Here is a 22,726-nt window from a genome sequence, read left to right as displayed (position 1 = left end):
CCATGAGAGCCGCTTTGGTCCTGGCCGCAGCGCTGGCTGCCGCCTGCCTGTCCACGCCCGTCTCCGCGCAAAAGTCCTACGGTCCCGGCGTCAGCGACACCGAGATCAAGATCGGCAACACCATGCCCTATAGCGGCCCGGCGTCGCCGCTCGGCATCACCGGCAGGGTGATCTCCGCTTATTTCGATGAGGTCAACGAGAAAGGCGGGGTCAACGGCCGCAAGCTCAATCTGTTGTCGCTCGACGACGCGTTCTCGCCGCCGAAGACCATGGAAGCCGTGCGACGCCTGGTCGAGGGCGACGGCGTCGCCTTCATCTTCGCGACCATGGGCACCGCGCCGAGCTCGGCGATCGCAAAATATCTCAACAGCAACAAGGTGCCGCAGCTCTTTTTGATCAGCTCGGCCTCGAAGTGGAACGATCCCACCAACATGCCGTGGTCGATGGCGCTGCCCTGGGCGCCGAACTACACCAGCGAGGCCGCGATCGACGTCGCCTATGCCCGTGCCAAGAACCCGAATGCGCGCTTCGCGGTGCTCTATCAGAACGACGACGCCGGCAAGGAATATTTTCGCGGCGTCAAGGAAGCGCTTGGTGCCGACGCCGACAAGGCGCTCGCGATGGCCTCGAGCTTCGAGGTCACCGATCCCACCGTCGATTCCCAGGTGCTGACGCTGGCCAACACCAAGGCCGACGTTTTCATGATCTATTCGGTGACGCCGCGCGCCTGCGCGCAGGCGATCCGCAAGGCCCATGAGGTCGGCTGGCAGCCGACGCGCTTCCTCGCCTCCGGCTGCGCCAACAAGGCGACCGTCATGGTCCCTGCGGGCCTCGATGCCGGCAAGGGCGTGCTGTCGCTCGGCTCGCTCAAGCCGTTTGTCGAGCAGCCGAAGGACGACCCGTCGATGATGGCCTATATCGAGTTCATGAAGAAGCGTCTGCCCAATGCCGACATCAACAACGTCGCCGGGCTCTACGGCTACACCGTCGCCGAGGCATTGGTCGTCCTGCTCAAGCAGTGCAAGGACAATCTGACGCGCGAGAACATCATGGCGCAGGCGGCGAACCTCAAGAACGTACCGCTGTCGCTGTTGATGCCCGGCATCACCCTCAACACCACACCGCAGGATTTCCGCCCGATCAAGGACGGCTATATGCTCCAGTTCGACGGCAACGACTGGATCGTGGCAAGCGAGCTGCTGCGCGGGACGTGAGACTGAGTGAGCCGGCGTCTCTCCGCTAGCTCGGAAGCGTCGGGTGGGCAAAGGCGCCCTTGCGCCGTGCCCACCACCGGTCCAACCCTGGAACAGGCGCGTGGGCACGCTCCGCTTTGCCCACCCTACGAGACTGCATCCGTCTGGCAGACACCGGTGTTCCCACAACGTCATGGCCGGGCTTGTCCGGCCATCCACGCCTTTCCGCACGGCACGAAGAACGTGGATGCCCGGGACAAGCCCGGGCATGACGACCTCAAAAGTAGCGAACAGGAGACCCACCATGGACTTTCAACACTCCGCCCGTTCGCTGGAGCTGCAGGAACGCGTTCGCCAATTCATGCTTGCGCATGTCGAGCCGGTCGAGGAGCTCTATTACGAGCAGGTGAAGCCGGAAGCCGCGCGTTACAAGACGCCGCATGTGCTGCAGGACTTGAAGCGGTTGGCGCGCGAGCAGGGGCTTTGGAACCTGTTCCTCTCCGGCGAGCACGGTCCAGGCCTGACCAATCTTGAATACGCCCCCGTGAAAGAAATCATGGGCCGCATCCTCTGGGCGCCTGAAATCTTCAACTGCTCCGCGCCCGATGTCGGCAACATGGAGGTGCTGGCCAATTACGGCACGCCGGCGCAGCAGGAGCGCTGGCTGAAGCCGCTGCTGGAGGGGCGCATCCGCTCCGGCTTCTCGATGACGGAACCGCAGGTCGCCTCCAGCGACGCCACCAACATCCAGTGCGAGACCAAGCGCGACGGCGGCGACTACGTCATCAACGGCCGCAAATGGTTCACGTCAGGCGCGATGAACGAGGATTGCGAGATCCTGATCGTGATGGGCAAGACCGCGCCCGATGATCCCGACCGCCATCGCCAGCAATCCATGATCCTGGTGCCCAAGGCGACGCCCGGCGTGCGCATCGTCCGCGACATGCTGACCTACGGCTACGACGACGCGCCGGTCGGCCATCCCGAAATCGTCTACGAGAATGTCCGTGTACCGGCCGAGAACATCCTGCTCGGCGAAGGCCGCGGCTTCGAGATCGCGCAAGGCCGGCTCGGCCCCGGCCGCATCCACCATTGCATGCGGCTGATCGGCTGCGCCCAGCGCGCGCTCGAATTGATGTGCCAGCGCTCGGTATCGCGCACGGCCTTCGGCAAGCCGCTCGCAGACCAGGGTTCGGTGCGCGAGGACATCGCGCACTCCTTCTGCGAGATCGGGCAGGCGCGACTGCTCACCTTGCAAGCTGCCGACAAGATGGACCGCGAAGGCAACAAGGCCGCGCGCGACCTGATCGCCGCGGCCAAGATCGTGGTGCCCAGCATGGCCGCCCGCGTCATCGACCGCGCCATCCAGATCCACGGCGCGGCCGGCGTCTCGCAGGACACCTTCCTCGCCCGCGCCTATGTCTACGCCCGCTTCATCCGCATCGGCGACGGCCCCGACCAAGTGCACCTTGCCGCGGTCGGCAAGGAGCTGATCAAGCGCGGCGGGGTGATGGGGTAGCGCCTGACCCTCTCCAGGGGCGCGTGCAGCTTGATGTGGGATGAACGCTCATAACGGCGCGCAGGATGCGGCGCGCAACCCCAGGCGTCTCGCCATTCGGCCTGGCATTTAACCATGAAACGGCACTGTTTCAGGTCGTTACGGCATTGTTTCAGAACATTGTAGCACAATAGTAACGACTCTCGATTGAAAGTGGCGCTGAGTGCGCGCTGCGGCAGGTTCGCGCACGGGTGAGAGACAATAGACCGCTTCCGTTCGAGGAGAGGGCCTTTGCCGGCGTCAAAAGAGGCGGTCACGCCCCTGGCCATGTCAGGAAGCACGTTTAGCATGAGCTACCGCTGGATCATCGTGTCGGCGATCCTGCTGATAGCCTTGCTCGTTCAAATGCCTGTCGTTCTCAACGCGGATTTGAGCTGCCTGCTGACCGAAGGCGAGAAGGTTCTCGATGGCGGAAAGCTTGGCGTCGACGTCTTCGAGCTGAATCCGCCGCTGTCGGTCTATTTGTATATGCCGGCGTTGCAGCTTGCGCGCATCACCGGCATTGCCCCCGAGATCATCGTGATCATCCTGGTGATGATCGAGATCGTTGCCGCGCTCGTCATCATCGATCGCGCCGCTGCGGCGGCAAAGCTGGAAGCCGACGAGAGGAGCATTACGGCGTGCGTGCTCGCATTCCTGTTCGCAATTTTTCCCAGCGCCGTATTCGGACAGCGTGAACACATCGCCGTCATTGCGATGACGCCATTCGTCGCCATCGCTGCGATCCGCTGGCGCGGGCTTGCGCCCGGACCGGTTGCGATCCTGGCAGGACTGGGTGCTGGGTTGGGCATGAGCCTCAAGCCCTACCTGACCCTCGTGGTCGGCCTGCCGATCATCCTCTGCGTCCTCCGTCAACGCTCCATCAGACCCTTGTTCACCCCCGAAGCCTGTGCGGCCGCTGCTGTCGTCATCGGCTACGGAGCGATGCTCGCCATCTTCTTTCCGGCTTATCTGTTGACCTTTGCCCCGATGGTCACTGCCGCTTATGTGCCATTGAGGATGGATTTCGGCGATCTGCTTTTTTTCCCGGCCGTTATGCTGGTCGCTTCCGTCGGCCTCGTGCGCCTGTTGGCGCCGCAGGACTTCAAATGGGAAGGCGGCGCAACGCCGTGGCTGGCCGCGGCGGTTGGCGGAGCGGCGAGTTTCATCATCCAGGGCAAGGGCTGGACCTACACCGCATTTGCGCTTTGCATGTTTGCGAGTGCCGCGCCGTTGCTGCAGGCTCGCACGAAGACGTTGCGCCTGCCTGTCATGATCTGCGCCCTTGCTGCGATTGTGTGCATCGGCTCCCGTTTGTCCCTTCAGGTGCGGCCGTTCCCGCCACTGGAGGAGCGTATCCTGGCCCTTGCAAAGCATCCGCGCCTGATCACGATCGGCGATCACGTCGCTCTCGGGCATCCGCTCGTCCGCCAGATCAATGCGACCTGGGCGGGCAACACGTGTGGGCAGGCGTTGGCGGCCGGCTCGATGCTCCAGCAGAAGAGCTCGCAACTGCCTGAGGGTGAGCGAGCGAAACTGGACGGCATCATCAATTTCGAGCGGCGGCTGCTGTTGGCGGACCTGCGAGCCGGTCGTCCGAATGTGATTCTCGTGGATACCTATCTGCTGAGCTCAATGCCGTTCGATTGGCTGGCCTGGGCCAATTCGGATCCCGACCTCAAGGCGGAGTTGAGCCGTTATCGTGAAGTCGCGGATGCCGACGGCCGCGTTCGCATATTGGTCGATCCTTCCGGTTCGGAATGATAGTCCCGCCTCGTTCGATGTGAGCTGTCGATGGCGGTGCTTACCGGGGTTGCAGTGGCTAATAGCCGCTTTCGTTTGCTTGGCCGCTTATTCGTGGTGGCCGACGTCACGTCCCTAAGGGGCCGGTCCAACGCAATTCGGGTGTGCAATGGCGAGACTCATCACGCTTGCTGGTTTGCCGGGGGTCGGCAAGTCGACCATTGCCCGGGTTCTGGCGCGGCGTACCGGAGCCGCCTGGCTGCGGATCGATTCGATGGATCAAGCGATCTGGGCATCCGGTACTGCACCGGCTGATCTGCTGGACTGGACCTATCGCGCCGCTCAGGCCGTCGCGACAGATAACCTCGCCCTCGGCCTGGACGTGATTGCCGACTGCGTCAATGATTGCGAGGAGGCGCGGGAAGGCTGGGAAATCGCTGCGCGAAAGGCTGGCGCCGAGATCGTCTGGATCGAGGTGGCGTGCAGCGATGCCGACGAGCACCGACGCAGGATTGAGACGAGATCGACCGACATTGCCGGGCTGTCGTTGCCCGGCTGGAATGCGGTCGCCGGCCGAGCCTACGCTCCGTGGGAGCGCGATCATTTTACGGTCGACACAGCACGGCGCAGTCTCGAGGAGTGCGTGGAAGAAGCGCTCGGCTTGCTTGACCGTCGGTAGCCGCTTCTGGCGCCTCCTTCCGCAAACACAAGTCTACTGAAGCTGACCCAGCTCATCCGTGGCGATGACGATGCCAACGAATGCAAGCAATCCTAGAAACAACACAATGGAATAGAGAAACTCTCGCGTGAACGTCGCCCGAAACATCGTCTCCAGGGAGAAAATTGACGCTCCGGGCCTGAGAGCCTTTCGGTACATTTGCTCCTGCAAGAAGGAGGCGTAAGCCACTGCCGCAAATACGATTGCGGTCGCAACAGCGATGATCCTGGCTCGTCCCTCTCCTGTGATCCCTATGTAGGCAAAACACGAGAACAGGATGATCAGAACGACAATTTGGGCCTTCCGCATGTTGGGTTTCGCTGGCTCCAGGCCATCCAAATTTGACGATCGACTTTAGGGTGCGCAGTTGAAGCCGCGCAGATAACCCCGGCGTCCGGCTTCCATGACGCCTGGCGGCGCCACGATGACATCATGCCAGTGTTTTGCCCGACGCGTCAATGCGATTTCGTAAAATCAGCAATCACCCGAGCGCGAGGCCAAGCCATTGATATCGCTGGCCCCGGCTACTGTGCATGAGGTTGTTTTTCAGTTTTTGGTTCTGGCAGGCCTGCCGCCGGCCTGATGGCGCCGGGGGGCGCCCGATCATTTCGCCTTCATCATCCCGCTTTGGCGATACGGCTATCGGCCGCTCCCGAACGCAGGTTCTGGAAGAACTTTTCCACCTCGCGCGACAGCGTGTCCGCCGTCTCCGTCAGGCTGCTCGCCGCCGTCAGCACGAAGGCCGCCGCCGTGTCGGTCTCGCCGATGGCGTCGCGCAGCGAGGTGATGTTGGCGACCAGGGTCTCGTTGCCCTGCGCGGCCGATTGGGCGTTGGACGAGATCTCGCGCGTGGCGGCGTCCTGCTGGCCGATGGCACCGGCGATGGCCGAGGTGACATCGTTGATCTCGCGCACGGCGCCGCCGATCTCGCGCACGGCATCGACCGCGTTGCGGGTAGACGCCTGGATCATCGAGACGTTCTCGCCGATCTCGGCGGTCGCCTTGGCGGTCTGACCCGCCAGCGCCTTCACTTCGTGCGCGACCACGGCAAAGCCGCGGCCGGCGTCACCGGCGCGCGCGGCTTCGATGGTGGCGTTGAGCGCGAGCAGGTTGGTCTGCTCGGCGATGGCCTGGATCAGGTTGAGCACGCCGTCGATGCGCTGGGTGGCGGCCGCGAGGCTTTCGATCTCGGAGATCGACTTCTCGGTGCGCTGGCCGGTCTGCTCGACCGCGCCTGCGGACTGCCGGACCTGGCGGCCGATCTCCACCACCGACGCGGACAGCTCCTCGGCCGCGCCTGCCACCGCCGTGACGTTGTGCGAGGCCTGCTCGGTGGCGTTCGCCGCGGTGCCGGCGCGACTGCTGGCATCCGCCGTGACGCGGGTGATGGTCTGTGCCGTCTCGCGCATGACGGAGGCGTTGTCGCTGAGGCCGCGCATGATCGCGCCGATCGCCTCGCGAAACGCCTCGACGGATTGCTCGATGTGGCGGGCGCGCTGCTCGCGCGCCGCGGAGTCCTGCGAGACCTGCGAGGCGAGATTGCGGTTGCGGCCCATCGCGTCCTGGAAGATCTGGATGGCGCGTGCCAGCGCGCCGATCTCGTCGGCGCGGTCAGAGTGCGGCACTACGACATTCTCGGCGCCGTCGGCGACCTGCTCGATGGTCGCGGTGATCGCGGAGAGGGGGCGTGCGATCGAGCGGGCGATGATGACGATGCCGATCACGACGAGGGCCAGCGCCACGCCGCCGAGGCAGGTCAGCACGAAGGAGAGGGTGCGATTGGTCTCGGTCTCGTGCGCGATCTGCCTGGCGCGTTCGGCATAGACCTTGGACAGCGCCTCGAGATCCTTGTTCAGCGCCGAGCGCACCGCGCGATTGGCATCGTTGTCGCCCCATTCGCGGCCCGCGGCCGCATTGATCTCGACGCCGCGGCGCACCAGTTCCTTGCGGAATTCGACGAATTGCTCGATGCGCTTCTTGAAGGTGGCGAACTGCTCGGCATCGTCGGCTTTGACGATGGTCTCCCAGCGCTTCACGACATCGAGGATCTGGGCGTTGAACTTGAGCAGGCCTTCGCCGTATTTCTTCACGACGGCCGGTTCGGTCGACATGTAGACGCCGCGTGATTCCATCACGACCGCGTAGACCAGCGAGTTGACCCGCTCGACATTGAGTGCTGCGGCGTTCGCCGTCTCGATCGCGCTCGTCAACTCGGCGCTGCGGCGGCTGTTGTAGTCGGACAGCGTCGCGATCGCCGCCGTGAGCAGCGCGAACAGAGCGAAGATCGCGTAGAGCTTGATCGCAAGCGTGAAACGGCCTGCCACCCCCGTGGCATTCCCAGAACGGTCGGTTGTCATGCTTTTCAGAGGCCCCAATGGCCGGCAGTGGCCGGAGAGCGCGGTCGTATAAAATTGATGCAAAACTATGCAGAATGAAGATGGACGCCGTCTTAACGCAGTGGCCCGGCTACTTCGTCCTTAGTCGAAAGAAAGGTCAGCTATTTCAGCCGCTTGGTCCCGTTGTCTCGGTTTCCGCGGGGCCGGCCCGGGATTCGCCCGCAGTGCCCCAAACATCGGCGTGCACGCCGGCCGCCAAGCGCGTATTCGATTTTGAGTCGGCCACTGGCCGATGAACCCCGGAGGGGCCTTTGGTCTACCGCCACACCATCGACGCCACGACCTACACATTCCCGGACCTGCGCGACCTGCTCGCCAAGGCGACGCCGCCGCGCTCCGGCGACCGGCTGGCCGGAATTGCCGCCGCAAGTGCCGAGCAGATGATCGCGGCGCGGATGGCGCTCGCCGACGTCCCGCTCGGGCAGTTCTTGCAGGAAGCGGTCATCCCGTACGAAGCCGACGAGGTCACCCGCCTCGTCATCGACAGCCACGATGCCAGGGCATTCGCGCCGGTGGCTTCGCTGACGGTCGGCGCCTTTCGCGACTGGCTGCTGTCGGACGCGGCGACATCCGAGGTTTTGCGCGGGCTGGCAGGCGGCATCACCCCGGAGATGGCAGCCGCGGTCTCAAAGCTGATGCGCAACCAGGACCTAATCCTGGCGGCGCGGAAATGCGAGGTCACCACCGCCTTTCGCAACACCATCGGCCTGAAGGAGCGGATGAGCACGCGGCTCCAGCCCAATCATCCCTTCGACGACGCCAGGGGCATCACCGCCTCGATCCTCGACGGCATCCTGCTAGGGGCTGGCGATGCCTGCATCGGCATCAATCCGGCCAGCGACGATCCCGCTGTCATCGCGCAATTGCTGCGGCTGCTCGACGAGATCATCGCGCGGCTGAAGATCCCGACGCAAGCTTGCGTGCTGACCCATGTCACGACGACGCTGTCGCTGATCGGGCACGGCGTGCCGGTCGACCTCGTCTTCCAGTCGGTCGCCGGCACCGAGGCCGCCAACCGCAGCTTTGGCGTCGACCTCGCGCTCCTGAAGGAGGCGCAGCAGGCGGGCCTGTCGCAGAAGCGCGGCACGGTCGGCGAGAACGTGATGTATTTCGAGACCGGCCAGGGCTCGGCGCTGTCGGCGGGCGCCCATCACGGCGTCGACCAGCAGACCTGCGAGGCGCGGGCCTATGCGGTCGCCCGCGCCTTTGCGCCATTGCTGGTCAACAGCGTGGTCGGCTTCATCGGCCCGGAATATCTCTACGACGGCAAGGAAATCATCCGCGCCGGGCTGGAGGATCATTTTTGCGGCAAGCTGCTCGGCCTGCCGCTCGGGATCGACATCTGCTATACCAACCATGCCGAGGCGGACCAGGACGACATGGACAATCTGCTGACGCTGCTGGCGGCCGCCGGCGTCACCTTCATCATGGGTGTCCCCGGGGCCGACGACGTCATGCTGAACTACCAGTCGACGTCTTTTCACGACGCGCTCTATGTCCGCGACGTCTTCGGCCTGCGCCGGGCGCCGGAATTCGACGACTGGCTGGTGCAGTCGGGGATCGCGGGCGCCGATTTCCGTCTTGCCGGCGACGCAGGCCTGCTGCCCGATTTTGCCTCACGGCTGATCGCGTGACGCGGCGGGAGCGCCCGGCGGCTTGAGGAAACCATTGGTCCCTCTCGGAATTATGGTCCTGCCACAATATTGAGAAATTCCGGCGACAGCATTACGCTATGTGTCTGGCTGGCAATTTCCGCAGCTATGTCGACCGTGGCGGGGGAGCTTTGATGCGAGCTGAAAGTAACGGTACGACCCGGCGGATTCTGTGCGTGTTTCCCCGGTACACCTCGTCGTTCGGGACGTTCGAGCATTCCTATCCATTGACCGACGGCGTCTGCGCCTTCATGCCCCCGCAGGGGCTCTTGCTGCTCGCGGCCTATCTGCCCGAGGAGTGGGAGGTCAAGTTCGTCGACGAGAATCTCCGTCGCGCGACCAACGAAGAGCTCGCGTGGGCGGAGGCGGTCTTCGTCAGCGGCATGCACATCCAGCGCCAGCAGATGAACGACATCTGCCGCCGCGCCCATGAATTCGATCTCCCGGTCGCGCTCGGCGGTCCCTCCGTCAGCGCCTGCCCCGACTATTATCCGTCCTTCGACTATCTCCATGTCGGCGAACTCGGCGACGCCACCAATCGGCTGATCGAGATTTTGGCGCGCGACGCGTCGCGTCCCGGGGAGCAGGTGGTGCTCACCACCAAGGACCGCGTGCCGATGACGGAGTTTCCGATCCCGGCCTACGAACTCGCCGACGTGAAGAAATACTTCCTCGGCAGCATCCAGTATTCCAGCGGCTGCCCCTATCAGTGCGAGTTCTGCGACATCCCCGGCCTCTACGGCCGCAATCCGCGCCTCAAGTCGCCCGAGCAGATCATCGCCGAGCTCGACCGCCTGCGCGAATGCGGGATGACCGACACGGTCTATTTCGTCGACGACAATTTCATCGGCAACCGCAAGGCGGCAATGGACCTGCTGCCGCATCTGATCGAATGGCAGAAGCGGACCGGCTATGTGGTGCGGCTCGCCTGCGAGGCGACGCTCAACATCGCCAAGCGGCCCGAGATCCTCGAGAAGATGCGCGAGGCCTATTTCATCACCATCTTCTGCGGCATCGAGACGCCCGATCCCGACGCGCTGAAGGCGATGCACAAGGACCACAACATGATGGTCCCGATCCTCGAGGGCGTGCAAACGATCAACTCCTACGGCATGGAGGTCGTGTCCGGCATCATCATGGGGCTCGACACCGACAAGCCGAACACGTCGGAGGCGCTGCTGGCCTTCGTCGAGGAGTCCCGGATTCCGCTGCTCACCATCAACCTGCTCCAGGCGCTGCCGAAGACGCCGCTCTGGGACCGTCTGGAGCGCGAGGGGCGCTTGATCGAGGATGACGGCCGCGATTCCAACGTCGACTTCCTGTTGCCCTATGACGAGGTCGTCGCATCCTGGAAGCACGCCATGGGCGTCGCCTACGAGCCCGAGAAGGTCTACGCGCGCTTCCAGTATCAATGCGACAACGTCTATGTGCACCGCCTGAAGATGCCGACGCCCGACGAGATGAAGACCTGGCCCAACATCCGGCGCGGTCTCGTCATGCTGCGCAACATCTTCTGGAAGGTCGGTGTGCTTGGCGACTACAGGCGCGTGTTCTGGAAGTTTGCGCTCGGGCGCATCAAGCGCGGCGACCTCGAAGGGCTGATCGGCTGCACCTTGATCGCGCACCATCTGATTACGTTTGCGCGCGCGGCGTCCAGCGGCAGGCAAAACGCCTCGAACTATTCGATCCGCCTGCGGGAAGCCTCCGTTCCCGCCGAATGACGCGACATGTCTGATCCGGCCGTCCCGCGCCGCCCGACCCTCGATCTGCGGTCGCTGACGCCTGCGCGCGTCGCGCTCGGGCGCAGCGGCGCGAGCGTGCCGACAAGGGCCTTGCTGGATTTCACGCTGGACCATGCCCGCGCCCGCGATGCCGTGCATGCAGTGTTCGACGCGCCGCGTCTGGTCGCCGATCTCCGCGCGCTTGGCTTCGTCGTCACCGAGGCGCGGAGCCAGGCGGTCGACCGCAGGGATTATCTGCGGCGGCCGGATCTGGGGCGACAGCTCGATGCCGGCTCGGTCGAATTGTTGGCACGACATGCCTCGGAGCCGTGCCAGCTCGCGGTCGTGATCGGTGACGGCCTGTCGGCGGCGGCGGTCCACGCCCATGCGGTGGCGCTGGTGTCTCACCTGCGGCCGCTGCTCGCGGAAGGCGACGACGTCGCGATTGGACATGTCGTTGTCGCCTCAGGCGCGCGCGTCGCGCTCGGCGACGAGATCGGAGCGGTTCTCGGCGCGCGCATGGTGGTGACGCTGATCGGCGAGCGGCCGGGCCTGTCCGCGCCCGACAGCCTCGGCGCCTACCTGACCTTCGCGCCGAAGCCGGGCCGTACCGATGCCGAGCGCAATTGCGTCTCGAACATCCACAAGGCCGGGCTGAGCCATGACGAGGCCGCCTTCAAGATCGCGTGGCTGGTCCGTGAGGGGATGGCCCGGGAGGTCACCGGCGTGGCGCTCAAAGACGAGAGCGGCGATCCTCCCGCTCGAATCGGGACGATCCGGCCGGAATGACCGATATCAAGGGTCGAAATCGCCGCATGTTGATCCAATTTGTGCGCTTGCGCGCGCTTGCGAGAGGGCGTTTGGACCTGCTAAACCCCTCGCGGCAATTTTCCGCGCATTTTCAAAGGGCAAGCCTCCCATTGGTATGGCATTTTCGAGCCGTTCGCGGGACGCAATAAGCTCACAGACCCGAGCCGATTTAGGAACTGGACAAGGCATGCTCGAAAAGCACCGCGAGAATGAGGTTCATGTCGACAAGGTCGAGCAGGGACCGACGTCCTCGATCGCCTTCGGGCTCGAGCGCATCGGGCTGATCGCCGTCCGCGCGCCGATCCTCTCCTGCATCGTTCTGCTCGCTCTGATCGTCGGTGCCGTGTTCGGCATCTACCGGATCAAGATCGACGATTCGCTGTCGCAGCTGTTCCGCTCCGACACCCGCGAATTCAAGCAGTATGAAGAGGTGACCAAGAAATTCCCGGCCGAGGAGTTCGACGTTCTCGTCGTGGTCGAAGGCAAGAACCTCCTGGCGCGAAACAACCTCGAGAAGCTGCGCGACTTCGTCACCGACATGCAGCTGGTCGAAGGCACGCGCGGCCTGGTCTCGCTGTTCTCGGCGCGGCAGGCGCCGGCGCCGGGCAAGCTGCCGGCGGCGCTGTTCCCGCCGGAGCTGCCCGAGGGCGCGGCCTATGACAAGTTCATCGAGACCGTCAAGAACAACGAGATCATCCGCGGCAAGCTGCTGTCGGAGGACGGCACGCTGGCGCTGATCGTGCTGTCGCTCGATCCGCAGGTGGTCGCCTCCAGCAAGCTGACCAAGACCGTCGGCGACATCCGGGCGCTGATGAAGGAAGACCTCGGCGATACCGGCCTCAACGTGCAGCTCTCCGGCGTGCCGGTGATGCAGCTCGAGATCCGCAACGCGGTCGAGCGCGACGGGCTCACCTACAACATCCTCGGCATTCTCGCCGGCTGTATCATCGCCATCATCTTCTTCCGCAAGATCTCGTTCATGGTGGCGGCGGCGTTCCCGCCGATGATCGCGATCCTGCTGGCGCTCGGTGCGCTCGGCTGGGCCAATTTCAATCTCAACATGTTCCTGAACGTGATGACGCCGCTTATCATGGTCATCAGCTTCTCCGACTCGATGCAGCTCACCTTCGCCGCGCGCGACCGGCTGATCGCGGGCCAGGACAAGTTCACCGCGTTCAAGAACGCGGTGCTGGTGGTGGGACCGGCCTGCGTGCTGACGCACGGCACCGCCGGCATTTCCTTCATTGCGTTGCAATTCTCTGACTCCGACCTGATCCGCAAGTTCGGCGAGGCGGGCCTCGCCGCCACCATCATCGCGCTGGTCGCGGTGCTGTCGCTGGTGCCGGTGTTCGGCGTGCTGCTCGTGCGCAACGAGAAGCTGTTCGCGGTCAAGTTCCAGAGCGCGGATGCCGGCGTCCAGGCGCTGCGCAATTTCTGCTACTGGATCGCGGTGCGCATGGTGGGCCGTCCCGGCCTGTTCAGCCTGATCGCGGTGCTGTTCGTCGCCGGCCTCGGCGTGATCTATGCCAATCTGGAGCCGCGCTACCGGCTCGCCGACCAGGTGCCGGACAAGCGCCAGGCCGTTGCCGCCAGCGACCGGCTCGACGCCAAGCTCACCGGCGCCAATCCGGTCAACGTGCTGATCCAGTTCCCCAAGGGTGAAACGCTCTATTCGCCGGAGACGCTCCAGACCATCGCTGACGTGCATGCGACCGTCGAGAAGGCGGCCGGTGTCGGCAACGTCTGGTCGCTCGAGACCCTGCGCCGCTGGCTTGCGGAAAAGGCCGGCAGCGCCGACGTCGCGACGCTGAAGGAGTATGTCAGCGTCATCCCCGAGCATCTGGTGCGGCGCTTCATCGATGCCGAACAGGATGCGGTGGTGGTCGCAGGCCGCGTGCCGGACAAGGATTCCAGCCAGCTGCTGCCGATCGTCGACAAGCTCGACACGGAGCTCGACGCCGTCCGCAAGAAGCATCCGGGCTACGAGATCGCGGTGACGGGCCTTGCCGCGATTGCGGCGCGCAACTCGGCCAGCATGATCGAGAAGCTGAACCGCGGCCTCACCGTCGAGTTCGCGCTGGTCGCGATCTTCATCGGGCTCGCCTTCCGCTCCTGGGTGGTGATGTTCGCCTGTATCCTGCCGGGTATCTTCCCCGTGGTGATGTCGGGAACGGTGCTGTGGGCGATGGGCGAGGGGCTGCAATTCGCCAGCGTCGTCGCGCTCACCGTCTCGTTCGGCCTGGGCTTGAGTGCCACCATCCACTTCCTCAACCGCCTGCGACTCGAGAGCAAGCCGGGTGTCGGCTCGGCGCTTGCGGTGGAGCGGGCAACCGTGCTGGTCGGACCGGCGCTGATTCTGACCACGGTGGTGCTGGCCTGCGGCCTCGTCGTCACCGTGTTCTCCGATCTGCCGTCGCTGCGGCTGTTCGGCTGGCTCAGCGCCTTCTCGATGGTGATGGCCCTTGTCGCCGACCTCTTCATCCTGCGGCCGACGGCGATGTGGCTGATCAACCTGCACGCCAAGCTTCAGGGCCCCGACAAGCCGGCGATCTGAGCGGGCGGCGGCATACGCCGCCCCTTGCTCACGCCTCGACGCGGACGATCCCGTACGGATTGAACTTGAAATCGTCCTCGGCGTAGTCCCGCTCCCGCGAGAGCGTAAGCTTGCGATCGCGTAGCGTCGCTTCGATGCCGCGCTCGGCCATGGCGTTGGCAATCTCCTCCATGAGCATCACCGCCGACCATTCGTTGCCGTGCGATTTCGCGACATAGATCTCCGGCAAGCCGACGAGGTGATAGCCGACGGTCTCGTAATAGCGATCGCCGCCGAGCGGACGCTTGGCGAAAGCAAGACGACACGCCTTGGCGACGGCGAGGGTCATGCCAAGGCCCTGACTGGTCTTTGCGCCCTTGCGTGCCTGATCGCCGAGACTGCGCCACCGCTCGAGGCCGTGGGCAACGCCGGCGCTTTCGCCCTTCGCGGCGGTGGCACCGGCTTCGGTCATCTCCTCGACGATGCGCAAGGCCGCGGCCGAAAAGGCGACTGCCTTCTGCTGCTCCAGCGGCGGGCTCAGCAAATAGAGCACGCCTTGTGGTTGGCCACGGCTGCTTCGTCCGCGGCAGACCAGGCTTTCGGGAAGACGCGATCCCAGCACACGCCGAACGACTGCTCCATGTGCGGATCGGGCTTGGCTTGCGAATAGGTGCGGTCGATCTCGAAGTTGAAATCCCCGATTGTCTTGGCCACCGCCTTCGGCGGATGCAGCAGGCTCTCGTCCTTACCGAGGAAGCAGAGCACGTGACGCGGTTTCACCGACGAAGGCTGCATGCTCGTTCCCTGCTGGTCATTGGCGAAGGCGCGGCTGGCTACGAAGAGCCCGGCGGCCTTGAGCAGATGTCTGCGAATTGGGTCCATGTCTGCAACAATGTCAGCAAAAAGCCCCCGGCTCGCGAGAACCGGGGGCGTGTTCCCTGTCCGTTGGGAAGGGCGTCAGCCCTTCGTCATCGTGATGTTGACGCCGCGGATCTCGCCCTTCGAGCTGATCTGCACCGTCTGCTTGGTGCCGTTGGTGCGCAGCGACAGGTTGGCGGCGAAGCCGTTGGCCTCGACGAACACCTCGATCTGGCCGCCGCCGGCGGTGCCCTGGAGATTGCCGAAGATGTTGCGGTTGGTCTCGCTCCAGTTGCCGGAGATTCGCTCGCCCTGGCTCGTCACGTCGCTGGTGAGGTCGAACTTGTAGCTGTCGGACGCGCAGTGAAGGGCCTGCTTGAGGCTGAGACCGGTGCCGGCGACCTTGTAGTCGGCCTTGCAGCGGATGCGCTCGGTGCTGCCATCGGACAGCGACACCGTGCCGGTGCCGCTCCACGCACCGTCGAAACCTGCAAACGGTCCGGACGACTGAGCATGGCTTGCCGAAACTGAGAAGAGCAGCGCAGCCCCGATGCCGGCCGCCTTGATTGCCTGTCCAGATCGCCCAAAGAATTGCATTTTGAATATCCCGTTTTCGAACGACGCTCGCTTAGGATGAACGTCTCGCCACATCGAAAGTTTAGTGTTCCGAGCCTGTGTCTGGTTCAAAGCCTGACAGCCAGGGACGGCGGTTCACGACGCCCTCGCACCAGGTCAGGCTGCGCGATTCTCTCTGTTTCGCTGTGTTTCTGGCGGGAAAAGCAGGGCGGAGAGATGCAGCTCTGCAACAGGTACGCATCAAAACGCGGTGTGCCAGAATTATGACGTAGTATCAATCTCTTACATCTGCCAATGAAGAGTGAGGGAAGACCTGATTTGGTGGATGTGGCGCCAATTTGGCCGCATTTGCCAGTGCTTGTGGCTTCTCCGAGGCCGCGCGTTCCGCGGCGACTTGCCATCAGAACAATCCGTTCCGGTCGTTCGCCCTGTGCTGTCCGGGATCGGTGCGGTTCTGCCGCCAGAATGAAGGAATACAATGCGTAAGCTTCTCGTCGCTCTCACCCTGCTGTCGGCCTCCCTTTCGACGGCGGCATTCGCCCAGGCAGGACGCGGCACGGACGCCGAACAGAAGGCCTGCACGCGCGATGTGCAGAAGTTCTGCCGTCCGGTCATCGACCAGGGCGATTTCACCATCCTGGCCTGCCTCAAGGAGAACCGGGCCAAGATCTCGCAGGCCTGCGACCAGGTCCTGAAGACCCACAACCAGTAAGCTCGGCCACTGGCCCACCAAGGGCGGCCCCGGGGCCGCCTTTTCGGGCCGGATCCGGAAGGGCAGCCATCGAGAGACAGGATTGGTTTTGCGGCCGTATTCCCCTATATGGGGGCCGCGGCGGCATCGTCGGCATGAGCCCGCGCGAGCGAAAAAGCCCTTCCTGTCCAAACGATTGTAAACCAGCCCTCGATGACCTCTGCGAGCGAATTGCGATCCGGCAAGGGTGACCGCGACGAGAATTTTCCCGTCGCGTCCTGGATCATTCATCCGCGCCATCGCGCGCTGATCCTGGCGTACTACAATTTCGTCCGTACCGCCGACGACATCGCCGATCACGCGACGCTGCCGCCCGACCAGAAGCTCGCTTATCTCGACCTGCTCGAGGCGGAACTGCTCGGCGAAGGCGAGACCCAGGCCGAAGCCGTCATTCTGCGGCGGGCGCTGGCCGAGCGAGGCATGGCGCCGCGACACGCGCTCGACGTGCTCATCGCGTTCCGCATGGACGTCACCAAGCTGCGCTACGAGAACTGGGACGAGGTCATCCACTATTGCCGCTACTCGGCGATGCCGGTCGGCCGTTTCATGCTCGACGTCCACGGCGAGAGCACGTCGACATGGGCGGCCTCGGACGCGCTCTGCGCAGGCCTTCAGATCAACAACCACCTCCAGGATTGCGGCAAGGATTTTCGCGAGCTCAATCGCGTCTATCTGCCGCGCGACGCGCTGGCCGCGAGCGGCGCCTCGGTCGAGCAGCTCGGGCTGACGCAGTCGCCGCCGGCGATGCTGGCCTGCCTTCAGGCGCTCGCCGTGCGCAACGCAGCCTTGCTCGACGAGGGCAGGTCGCTCAGCGCGGAGATCCGCGATTTCCGCCTCGGCGTCGATGTCGCGGTGATCCAGGCCTATGCCGATCGTATCGTGCGTCTGTTGAAGGTGCGCGATCCCCTGCGCGAGCGCGTGCATCTGAACAAGTTCGAGCTTCTCATTTTCAGCCTCGCCGGCATGATCGGCGAAGTCGGCCGCCGCGCGATCGGACGCAAGGCCATTTCCAGACCGGGGACTGCACATGACGCTTGAGGCGACCTCGCCCAGCGCCAATTACGGCTCGACCGCATCGAACAGCTCCTTCTACGCTGCGATGCGCATCCTGCCGCATGACCAGCGCGAAGCGATGTTCCAGATCTACAGCTTCTGCCGACAGGTCGACGACATCGCCGATTCCGACGGCCCGCGCGACGAGCGGCTCGCCGCGCTTCAGGAGTGGCGCAACGACATCGACGCGCTCTATCAGGGCCATCCGCCGCCGCGGCTGAAGGACTACGTCGCCTCGGTGAAGACCTTCGGCCTCAAGCGCGAGGATTTCCTTGCGATCGTCGACGGCATGGAGATGGACGTGCCGCAGGACATCCGCGCGCCCGACATGGCGACTCTCGATCTTTACTGCGATCGCGTCGCCAGCGCCGTGGGGCGGCTGTCGGTACGAGTGTTCGGCCTGCCGGAAGAGGACGGCATCGAGCTCGCCTACCATCTCGGCCGCGCGCTCCAGCTCACCAATATCCTGCGCGACATCGACGAGGACGCAGGCCTTGGCCGGCTCTATCTGCCGCGCGAGGCACTGCTGCATGCCGGCATCACCTCCAACGACCCGAACCGCGTGATCACCGAGCGCGCGCTGCCGAAGGTCTGCCAGCCGCTGACGCAGCGCGCGAAAGCGCATTTCGAGAAGTCGGACGAGATCATGAACCGCAACAAGCGCCGCGCCGTGCGCGCGCCGCGGATCATGTCGAAGTACTACCACTCCATTCTGGACCTCCTGATCGCGCGCGGCTTCAACGCGCCGCGTGAGCCGGTGCGTGTGTCGAAGGTCACGCGCATCCTGATCCTGCTCCGTTACGCTTTCATCTGATGCAAAAGACAGCTCACATCATCGGTGCTGGAATTTCCGGCCTCTCCGCCGCCGTGCGGCTCGCCAATGCCGGCTTCAAGGTCGCCGTGCACGAGGCGACGCACCAGGCCGGCGGCCGCTGCCGTTCCTATTTCGACGGCGCCACCAATCTCACCATCGACAACGGCAATCATCTGCTGCTGTCGGGCAACAGCCATGCGCGCGCCTATGCGCGCTCGATCGGCACCGAGGCGGGCCTCGTCGGCCCCGAACGCGCGCAGTTTCCGTTCGTCGACATCAAGACCGGGCAGCGCTGGCAGATCGATCTCGGCGATGGCCGGCTGCCGACCTGGGTGCTCGACGAAAGCCGCCGCGTTCCCGACACCGGGCTCAGCGATTATCTCAAGCTGGCGCCGCTGATCTGGGCGTCGGAGGAGACGCTGGTCGGCAAGTCGATTCCCTGCGAGGGCATCCTGTATCAACGGCTGGTGCAGCCGCTGCTGCTTGCGGCACTCAACGTCGATCCGCCCGAGGGCTCGGCCGGGCTTGCCGGCGCGATCGTGCGCGAGACGCTGCTTGCGGGCGGACAGGCGTGCCGGCCGCTGATTGCGCGCGACGGCTTGAGCGCCGTGCTGATCGAGCCTGCCGTGAAGTTCTTGCAGGAGCGTGGCCACACCGTTCAGCTCGGCCATGAGCTGCGTTCGTTTACGACCGGTGACGGCAAGGCCAGCGCGCTGAATTTCGGCGGCGAGGATGTGATCCAGCTCGGTGAGGGCGATGTCGTCGTGATGGCGGTGCCGCCGCGTGCCGCTGCGAGCCTGCTGCCGGGGCTGAAGACGCCGACCGAATTCCGCGCCATCGTGAACGCGCATTTCCGGTTCGAGCCGCCGCCGGGCTCGGCGCCGATCCTCGGCGTGATCGGCGGCGTCGTTGAATGGCTGTTCGCGTTCCCGAATCGGCTCTCCGTGACCATCAGCAATGGCGACCGCCTGGTCGACATGCCGCGCGAGGAACTCGCGCAGGCGATCTGGAACGACGTCTGCGAGGCGGGCGGCGTGTCCGGCGAGCTGCCCCCCTGGCAGATCGTTCGCGAGCGCCGTGCCACATTTGCGGCCACACCGGCCCAGAATGCCCTGCGTCCGGGACCTGCGACTGCGCTGAAAAACCTGTTTCTTGCCGGCGACTGGACTGCTACGGGATTGCCTGCAACCATCGAGGGATCGGTACGGTCCGGTGATCGCGCCGCCGATCTGGTTTTGGCCGCAAAGCGGCCCTGACGGGCAAAGTCCCGGTCAATTTCAATCGACTATCGGAGCAATCGAGCGACATGGATGCCGTGAACGCGACCAGCCGCGAAGCCTTGGAATCGGGCGTCCTGGAATCGAGCATTGCGTCGGCGACGCAAGGCGTTCTCGGCTTCCAGCAATCCGACGGCCATTGGGTGTTCGAGCTCGAGGCCGACTGCACCATTCCGGCCGAATACATCCTGCTGCGCCATTATCTCGCAGAGCCCGTGGACGCCGTGCTCGAGGCCAAGCTCGGCAATTATCTCCGCCGCGTTCAGGGCGCCCATGGCGGCTGGCCGCTCGTGCATGACGGCGAGTTCGACATGAGCGCGAGCGTGAAGTCCTACTTCGCGCTCAAGATGATCGGCGATTCCGTCGACGCCCCGCACATGGTGCGTGCGCGCGAGGCGATCCATGCCCGCGGCGGCGCGATCAACAGCAACGTCTTCACGCGCTTCCTGCTTGCGATGTTCGGCGTGCTGACCTGGCGCGCGGTGCCGGTGCTGCCGATCGAGATCGTGCTGCTGCCGTTCTGGTCGCCGTTCCACCTCAACAAGATTTCCTACTGGGCCCGCACCACCATGGTGCCGCTGATGGTTCTCGCCGCGCTGAAGCCGCTGGCGAAGAATCCGAAGGGCGTCGGGATCGACGAGCTGTTTCTCCAGGATCCGCGCTCGATCGGCATGACCGCGAAGGCGCCGCACCAGAGCATGGCCTGGTTCGTGCTGTTCCGCGCGCTCGACGGCATTTTGCGCGTGATCGAGCCGATGTTTCCGAAGAGCCTGCGCCAGCGCGCGATCGATGCGGCGCTCGCCTTCACCGAGGAGCGGCTCAACGGCGAGGACGGCATGGGTGCGATCTATCCGCCCATGGCCAACATCGTCATGATGTATGACGCGCTCGGCAAGGACGAGAATTATCCGCCGCGCGCGGTCACGCGCCGGGGCATCGACAAGCTGCTCGTGTTCAATGGCGACGAGGCCTACTGCCAGCCCTGCGTCTCCCCGGTGTGGGACACGACGCTGACCGCCCACGCGCTGCTGGAAGCCGGCGGTGACATAGCCGTGCCTGCGGCCAAGCAGGGCCTCGACTGGCTGATCCCGAAGCAGGAGCTCGAGGTGAAGGGCGACTGGGCGGTGAAGCGGCCCGACGTGCGCCCGGGCGGCTGGGCCTTCCAGTACAACAATGCCTATTATCCCGATCTCGACGACACCGCGGTGGTGGTGATGTCGATGGACCGCATGCGACGGGAGCACGGTGCGACCGGCTATGACGCCGCGATCGACCGCGGCCGGGAGTGGATCGAGGGCATGCAGAGCGACGATGGCGGCTGGGCCGCCTTCGACGTCAACAATCTCGAATATTATCTGAACAACATCCCGTTCTCGGATCATGGCGCGCTGCTCGATCCGCCGACCGAGGACGTCACCGCGCGCTGCATCTCCATGCTGGCCCAGCTCGGCGAGACCGAGAAGTCCAGCAAGCATGTGGCCGACGGGGTCGCCTACCTCCGGAAGACCCAACACGCGGAAGGGTCCTGGTACGGCCGCTGGGGCATGAACTTCATCTACGGAACCTGGTCGGTGCTCTGTGCCCTCAACATGGCCGGCGTCCGCCATGACGACCCCATGATTCGGAAGGCCGCCGACTGGCTGGCCTCGATCCAGAACAAGGACGGCGGCTGGGGCGAGGACGCCGTCAGCTACCGTCTCGACTACAAGGGCTGGGAGGCCGCTCCCTCGACCGCCTCGCAAACGGCATGGGCCTTGCTTGCCCTGATGGCTGCTGGTGAGGTTGATCACCCGGCCGTCGCCCGCGGGGTGGAGTACCTGATTGCAACACAGAACAAAAAAGGACTGTGGGACGAGCAGCGGTACACCGCCACAGGCTTTCCTCGTGTATTCTATCTGCGTTATCACGGTTACCCGAAGTTCTTCCCGCTGTGGGCGTTGGCGCGGTATCGGAACTTGCGGAACACCAACAGCAGGGTGGTAGGGGTCGGGATGTGACTTTGGGGACGGGGGACTATCTGACCGTGGGTAATGCCATCGACCCGCGGCCGATATTGATCGTGACTGGACTGGTTCAGGAGGCCCGTATCGCGGCTGGGCCCGGAATGGCGGTCATTTGCTCGTCGAGCAGCCCGACCCAGTTGCGGGCGCTGCTGACGGTGGTGGATCCCGAGACGATTCGCGGCGTGATCTCGTTCGGCGTGGCCGGCGGGCTCGACCCGACGCTGCGCTCCGGCGACGTCGTGCTGGCGACCGAGGTGCTCTCCGGCGATACCCGCTGGGCCGCAGGCCTGTCGCTCGGCGATGAACTGATCGACCGCCTGACGTCCGGGCGCCGCCGCGTGGTGCGCGGCAGCCTTGCCGGCGCCGAGGAGGTGGTCACGAAGCGGTCTTGCAAGGCGGCGCTGCATTCGGAGACCGGAGCCTCTGCCGTCGACATGGAGAGCCACATCGCGGCCGCCTACGCCGCCGAGGCGGGGCTGCCCTTTGCCGCGGTCCGCGTCATCAGCGATCCCGCCCATCGCGCGCTGCCGGCGCTCGCCCGCGCCGCCATCAAGCCGAACGGCCAGATCGATCTCGCAGCCGTGTTCCGTGGCATCGTGCGCAATCCGACCACGCTGCATGCGCTGGTCTCGACCGGCATCGACTTCAACCGCGCGCTGCGTAGCTTGCGCGGCTGCCGCGACTATTTGATCGGCACCGAGCTCGTCGACAGCGAGGCCCTGGTCTCCAAGGCGGCCTGACCTCTTGATGCGATAAAGCAAAAGGCCCGGTCGCCATTGGCGACCGGGCCTTTTGCGTTTCGGTGCCTGTTCACTCGGTCGCCTCCATGCGGTTTCGGTCCACGACCCACAGCGTCCGTCGCATCATGCCCTCGACGATTGCCGCCGACTCGCTTGGACGCAGATAGATCGCCGTGGACTTGAGCAGCCATGGCAACACCGCTTGTTCGAGCCGCTCCTCATAGGCGCGGCGCATCATGTCGAATGCCCCGCGGGTCACTTCAAATTCCTCCGGGTGTGGTCAGTCAAATTCCTCCACCCGCGAGGCAGGACAAGGGACTGTTAGTTTGAGTTTGTTTCCCGGGCAAGAGC

19 protein-coding genes and 1 pseudogene are annotated in these 22,726 nt (G+C 64.6%); 14 read left to right on the top strand and 6 right to left on the bottom strand.

Annotation, left to right across the window (positions count from 1 at the left end):
- Window positions 1–2: 2 nt before the first annotated feature.
- The 4 genes from QJT78_RS26290 (at window position 3) to QJT78_RS26275 (ending at window position 5,152) form a co-directional block, all read left to right on the top strand.
- On the top strand, window positions 3–1,214 hold the full coding sequence (locus QJT78_RS26290) for an ABC transporter substrate-binding protein (RefSeq protein ID WP_028146939.1): 1,212 nt from the start codon (window positions 3–5) through the stop codon (window positions 1,212–1,214).
- Window positions 1,215–1,497: 283 nt separating this feature from the next.
- Window positions 1,498–2,712, top strand: coding sequence for an acyl-CoA dehydrogenase family protein (locus tag QJT78_RS26285; protein ID WP_028146940.1), 1,215 nt, complete (start codon window positions 1,498–1,500; stop codon window positions 2,710–2,712).
- A gap of 558 nt (window positions 2,713–3,270) precedes the next feature.
- Window positions 3,271–4,494 (top strand): hypothetical protein, encoded by a 1,224-nt coding sequence (locus QJT78_RS26280; protein ID WP_244433428.1) that lies wholly within the window; start codon window positions 3,271–3,273, stop codon window positions 4,492–4,494.
- A 148-nt stretch (window positions 4,495–4,642) separates the two neighbouring features.
- Complete coding sequence (locus QJT78_RS26275) at window positions 4,643–5,152, top strand: AAA family ATPase (protein ID WP_028146942.1); 510 nt, start codon at window positions 4,643–4,645, stop codon at window positions 5,150–5,152.
- 33 nt (window positions 5,153–5,185) lie between these two features.
- Here QJT78_RS26275 and QJT78_RS26270 read toward each other — a convergent pair whose 3' ends face one another.
- Both QJT78_RS26270 and QJT78_RS26265 read right to left on the bottom strand, forming a co-directional pair.
- Complete coding sequence (locus QJT78_RS26270; RefSeq protein WP_028146943.1) at window positions 5,186–5,500, bottom strand: hypothetical protein; 315 nt, start codon at window positions 5,498–5,500, stop codon at window positions 5,186–5,188.
- A gap of 308 nt (window positions 5,501–5,808) precedes the next feature.
- The gene (locus QJT78_RS26265; protein ID WP_038942982.1) at window positions 5,809–7,548 is read right to left on the bottom strand and encodes a HAMP domain-containing methyl-accepting chemotaxis protein; all 1,740 of its coding nucleotides are present in this window, start codon (window positions 7,546–7,548) and stop codon (window positions 5,809–5,811) included.
- Between the two features lie 290 nt (window positions 7,549–7,838).
- On the opposite strand from QJT78_RS26265, the gene QJT78_RS26260 reads away from it, so the two are divergent.
- The 4 genes from QJT78_RS26260 to QJT78_RS26245 all read left to right on the top strand — a co-directional run bounded on the left by QJT78_RS26260 (window position 7,839) and on the right by QJT78_RS26245 (window position 14,324).
- Window positions 7,839–9,221, top strand: coding sequence for an ethanolamine ammonia-lyase subunit EutB (locus tag QJT78_RS26260; RefSeq protein WP_028146945.1), 1,383 nt, complete (start codon window positions 7,839–7,841; stop codon window positions 9,219–9,221).
- A 152-nt stretch (window positions 9,222–9,373) separates the two neighbouring features.
- Entirely contained in the window at window positions 9,374–10,960 is a 1,587-nt protein-coding gene (locus tag QJT78_RS26255) for a B12-binding domain-containing radical SAM protein (protein ID WP_028146946.1), read from the top strand.
- 6 nt (window positions 10,961–10,966) lie between these two features.
- Window positions 10,967–11,749 carry an ethanolamine ammonia-lyase subunit EutC gene (gene eutC, locus QJT78_RS26250; protein WP_028146947.1) on the top strand — a complete coding sequence of 261 codons (783 nt, stop codon included), beginning with the start codon at window positions 10,967–10,969 and terminating at the stop codon, window positions 11,747–11,749.
- A 208-nt stretch (window positions 11,750–11,957) separates the two neighbouring features.
- Entirely contained in the window at window positions 11,958–14,324 is a 2,367-nt protein-coding gene (locus tag QJT78_RS26245) for an MMPL family transporter (RefSeq protein ID WP_028146948.1), read from the top strand.
- A gap of 28 nt (window positions 14,325–14,352) precedes the next feature.
- Here the strand turns inward: QJT78_RS26245 and QJT78_RS53190 are convergent, their stop codons facing one another.
- From QJT78_RS53190 to QJT78_RS26235, 3 genes are all read right to left on the bottom strand, one after another.
- Complete coding sequence (locus QJT78_RS53190; RefSeq protein ID WP_348652390.1) at window positions 14,353–14,847, bottom strand: hypothetical protein; 495 nt, start codon at window positions 14,845–14,847, stop codon at window positions 14,353–14,355.
- The gene (locus QJT78_RS53185) at window positions 14,841–15,185 is read right to left on the bottom strand and encodes a hypothetical protein (RefSeq protein WP_309248362.1); all 345 of its coding nucleotides are present in this window, start codon (window positions 15,183–15,185) and stop codon (window positions 14,841–14,843) included. Before QJT78_RS53185 ends, QJT78_RS53190 begins: the two co-directional genes overlap by 7 nt.
- Before the next feature lie 75 nt (window positions 15,186–15,260).
- The gene (locus QJT78_RS26235) at window positions 15,261–15,758 is read right to left on the bottom strand and encodes a hypothetical protein (protein WP_028146949.1); all 498 of its coding nucleotides are present in this window, start codon (window positions 15,756–15,758) and stop codon (window positions 15,261–15,263) included.
- Between the two features lie 457 nt (window positions 15,759–16,215).
- Here QJT78_RS26235 and QJT78_RS26230 point away from each other — a divergent pair, with 457 nt between their 5' ends.
- The 6 genes from QJT78_RS26230 to QJT78_RS26205 all read left to right on the top strand — a co-directional run bounded on the left by QJT78_RS26230 (window position 16,216) and on the right by QJT78_RS26205 (window position 22,375).
- Window positions 16,216–16,449, top strand: coding sequence for a hypothetical protein (locus QJT78_RS26230; protein WP_028143219.1), 234 nt, complete (start codon window positions 16,216–16,218; stop codon window positions 16,447–16,449).
- Between the two features lie 192 nt (window positions 16,450–16,641).
- Complete coding sequence (hpnC, locus tag QJT78_RS26225; protein ID WP_028146950.1) at window positions 16,642–17,526, top strand: squalene synthase HpnC; 885 nt, start codon at window positions 16,642–16,644, stop codon at window positions 17,524–17,526.
- A complete protein-coding gene (gene hpnD / locus QJT78_RS26220) occupies window positions 17,516–18,355 on the top strand; it encodes a presqualene diphosphate synthase HpnD (RefSeq protein WP_028146951.1) in 840 nt (279 codons plus the stop codon). The genes hpnC and hpnD overlap by 11 nt, the downstream gene beginning before the upstream one ends.
- Entirely contained in the window at window positions 18,355–19,611 is a 1,257-nt protein-coding gene (gene hpnE / locus QJT78_RS26215) for a hydroxysqualene dehydroxylase HpnE (RefSeq protein ID WP_028146952.1), read from the top strand. The genes hpnD and hpnE overlap by 1 nt, the downstream gene beginning before the upstream one ends.
- A 50-nt stretch (window positions 19,612–19,661) precedes the next feature.
- Complete coding sequence (gene shc / locus QJT78_RS26210; RefSeq protein ID WP_028146953.1) at window positions 19,662–21,629, top strand: squalene--hopene cyclase; 1,968 nt, start codon at window positions 19,662–19,664, stop codon at window positions 21,627–21,629.
- Entirely contained in the window at window positions 21,626–22,375 is a 750-nt protein-coding gene (locus QJT78_RS26205; protein ID WP_028146954.1) for a phosphorylase, read from the top strand. The genes shc and QJT78_RS26205 overlap by 4 nt, the downstream gene beginning before the upstream one ends.
- A 70-nt stretch (window positions 22,376–22,445) precedes the next feature.
- Here QJT78_RS26205 and QJT78_RS26200 read toward each other — a convergent pair.
- Window positions 22,446–22,622 (bottom strand): annotated as a pseudogene (locus QJT78_RS26200) (ROK family protein); the annotation flags it as partial.
- Window positions 22,623–22,726 lie beyond the last annotated feature (104 nt).

Origin of the sequence: Bradyrhizobium sp. Mp27, assembly GCF_029953005.1 — a bacterium.
Lineage (GTDB): Bacteria > Pseudomonadota > Alphaproteobacteria > Rhizobiales > Xanthobacteraceae > Bradyrhizobium > Bradyrhizobium barranii.
This window is presented reverse-complemented; position numbering and strand designations above follow the sequence as displayed.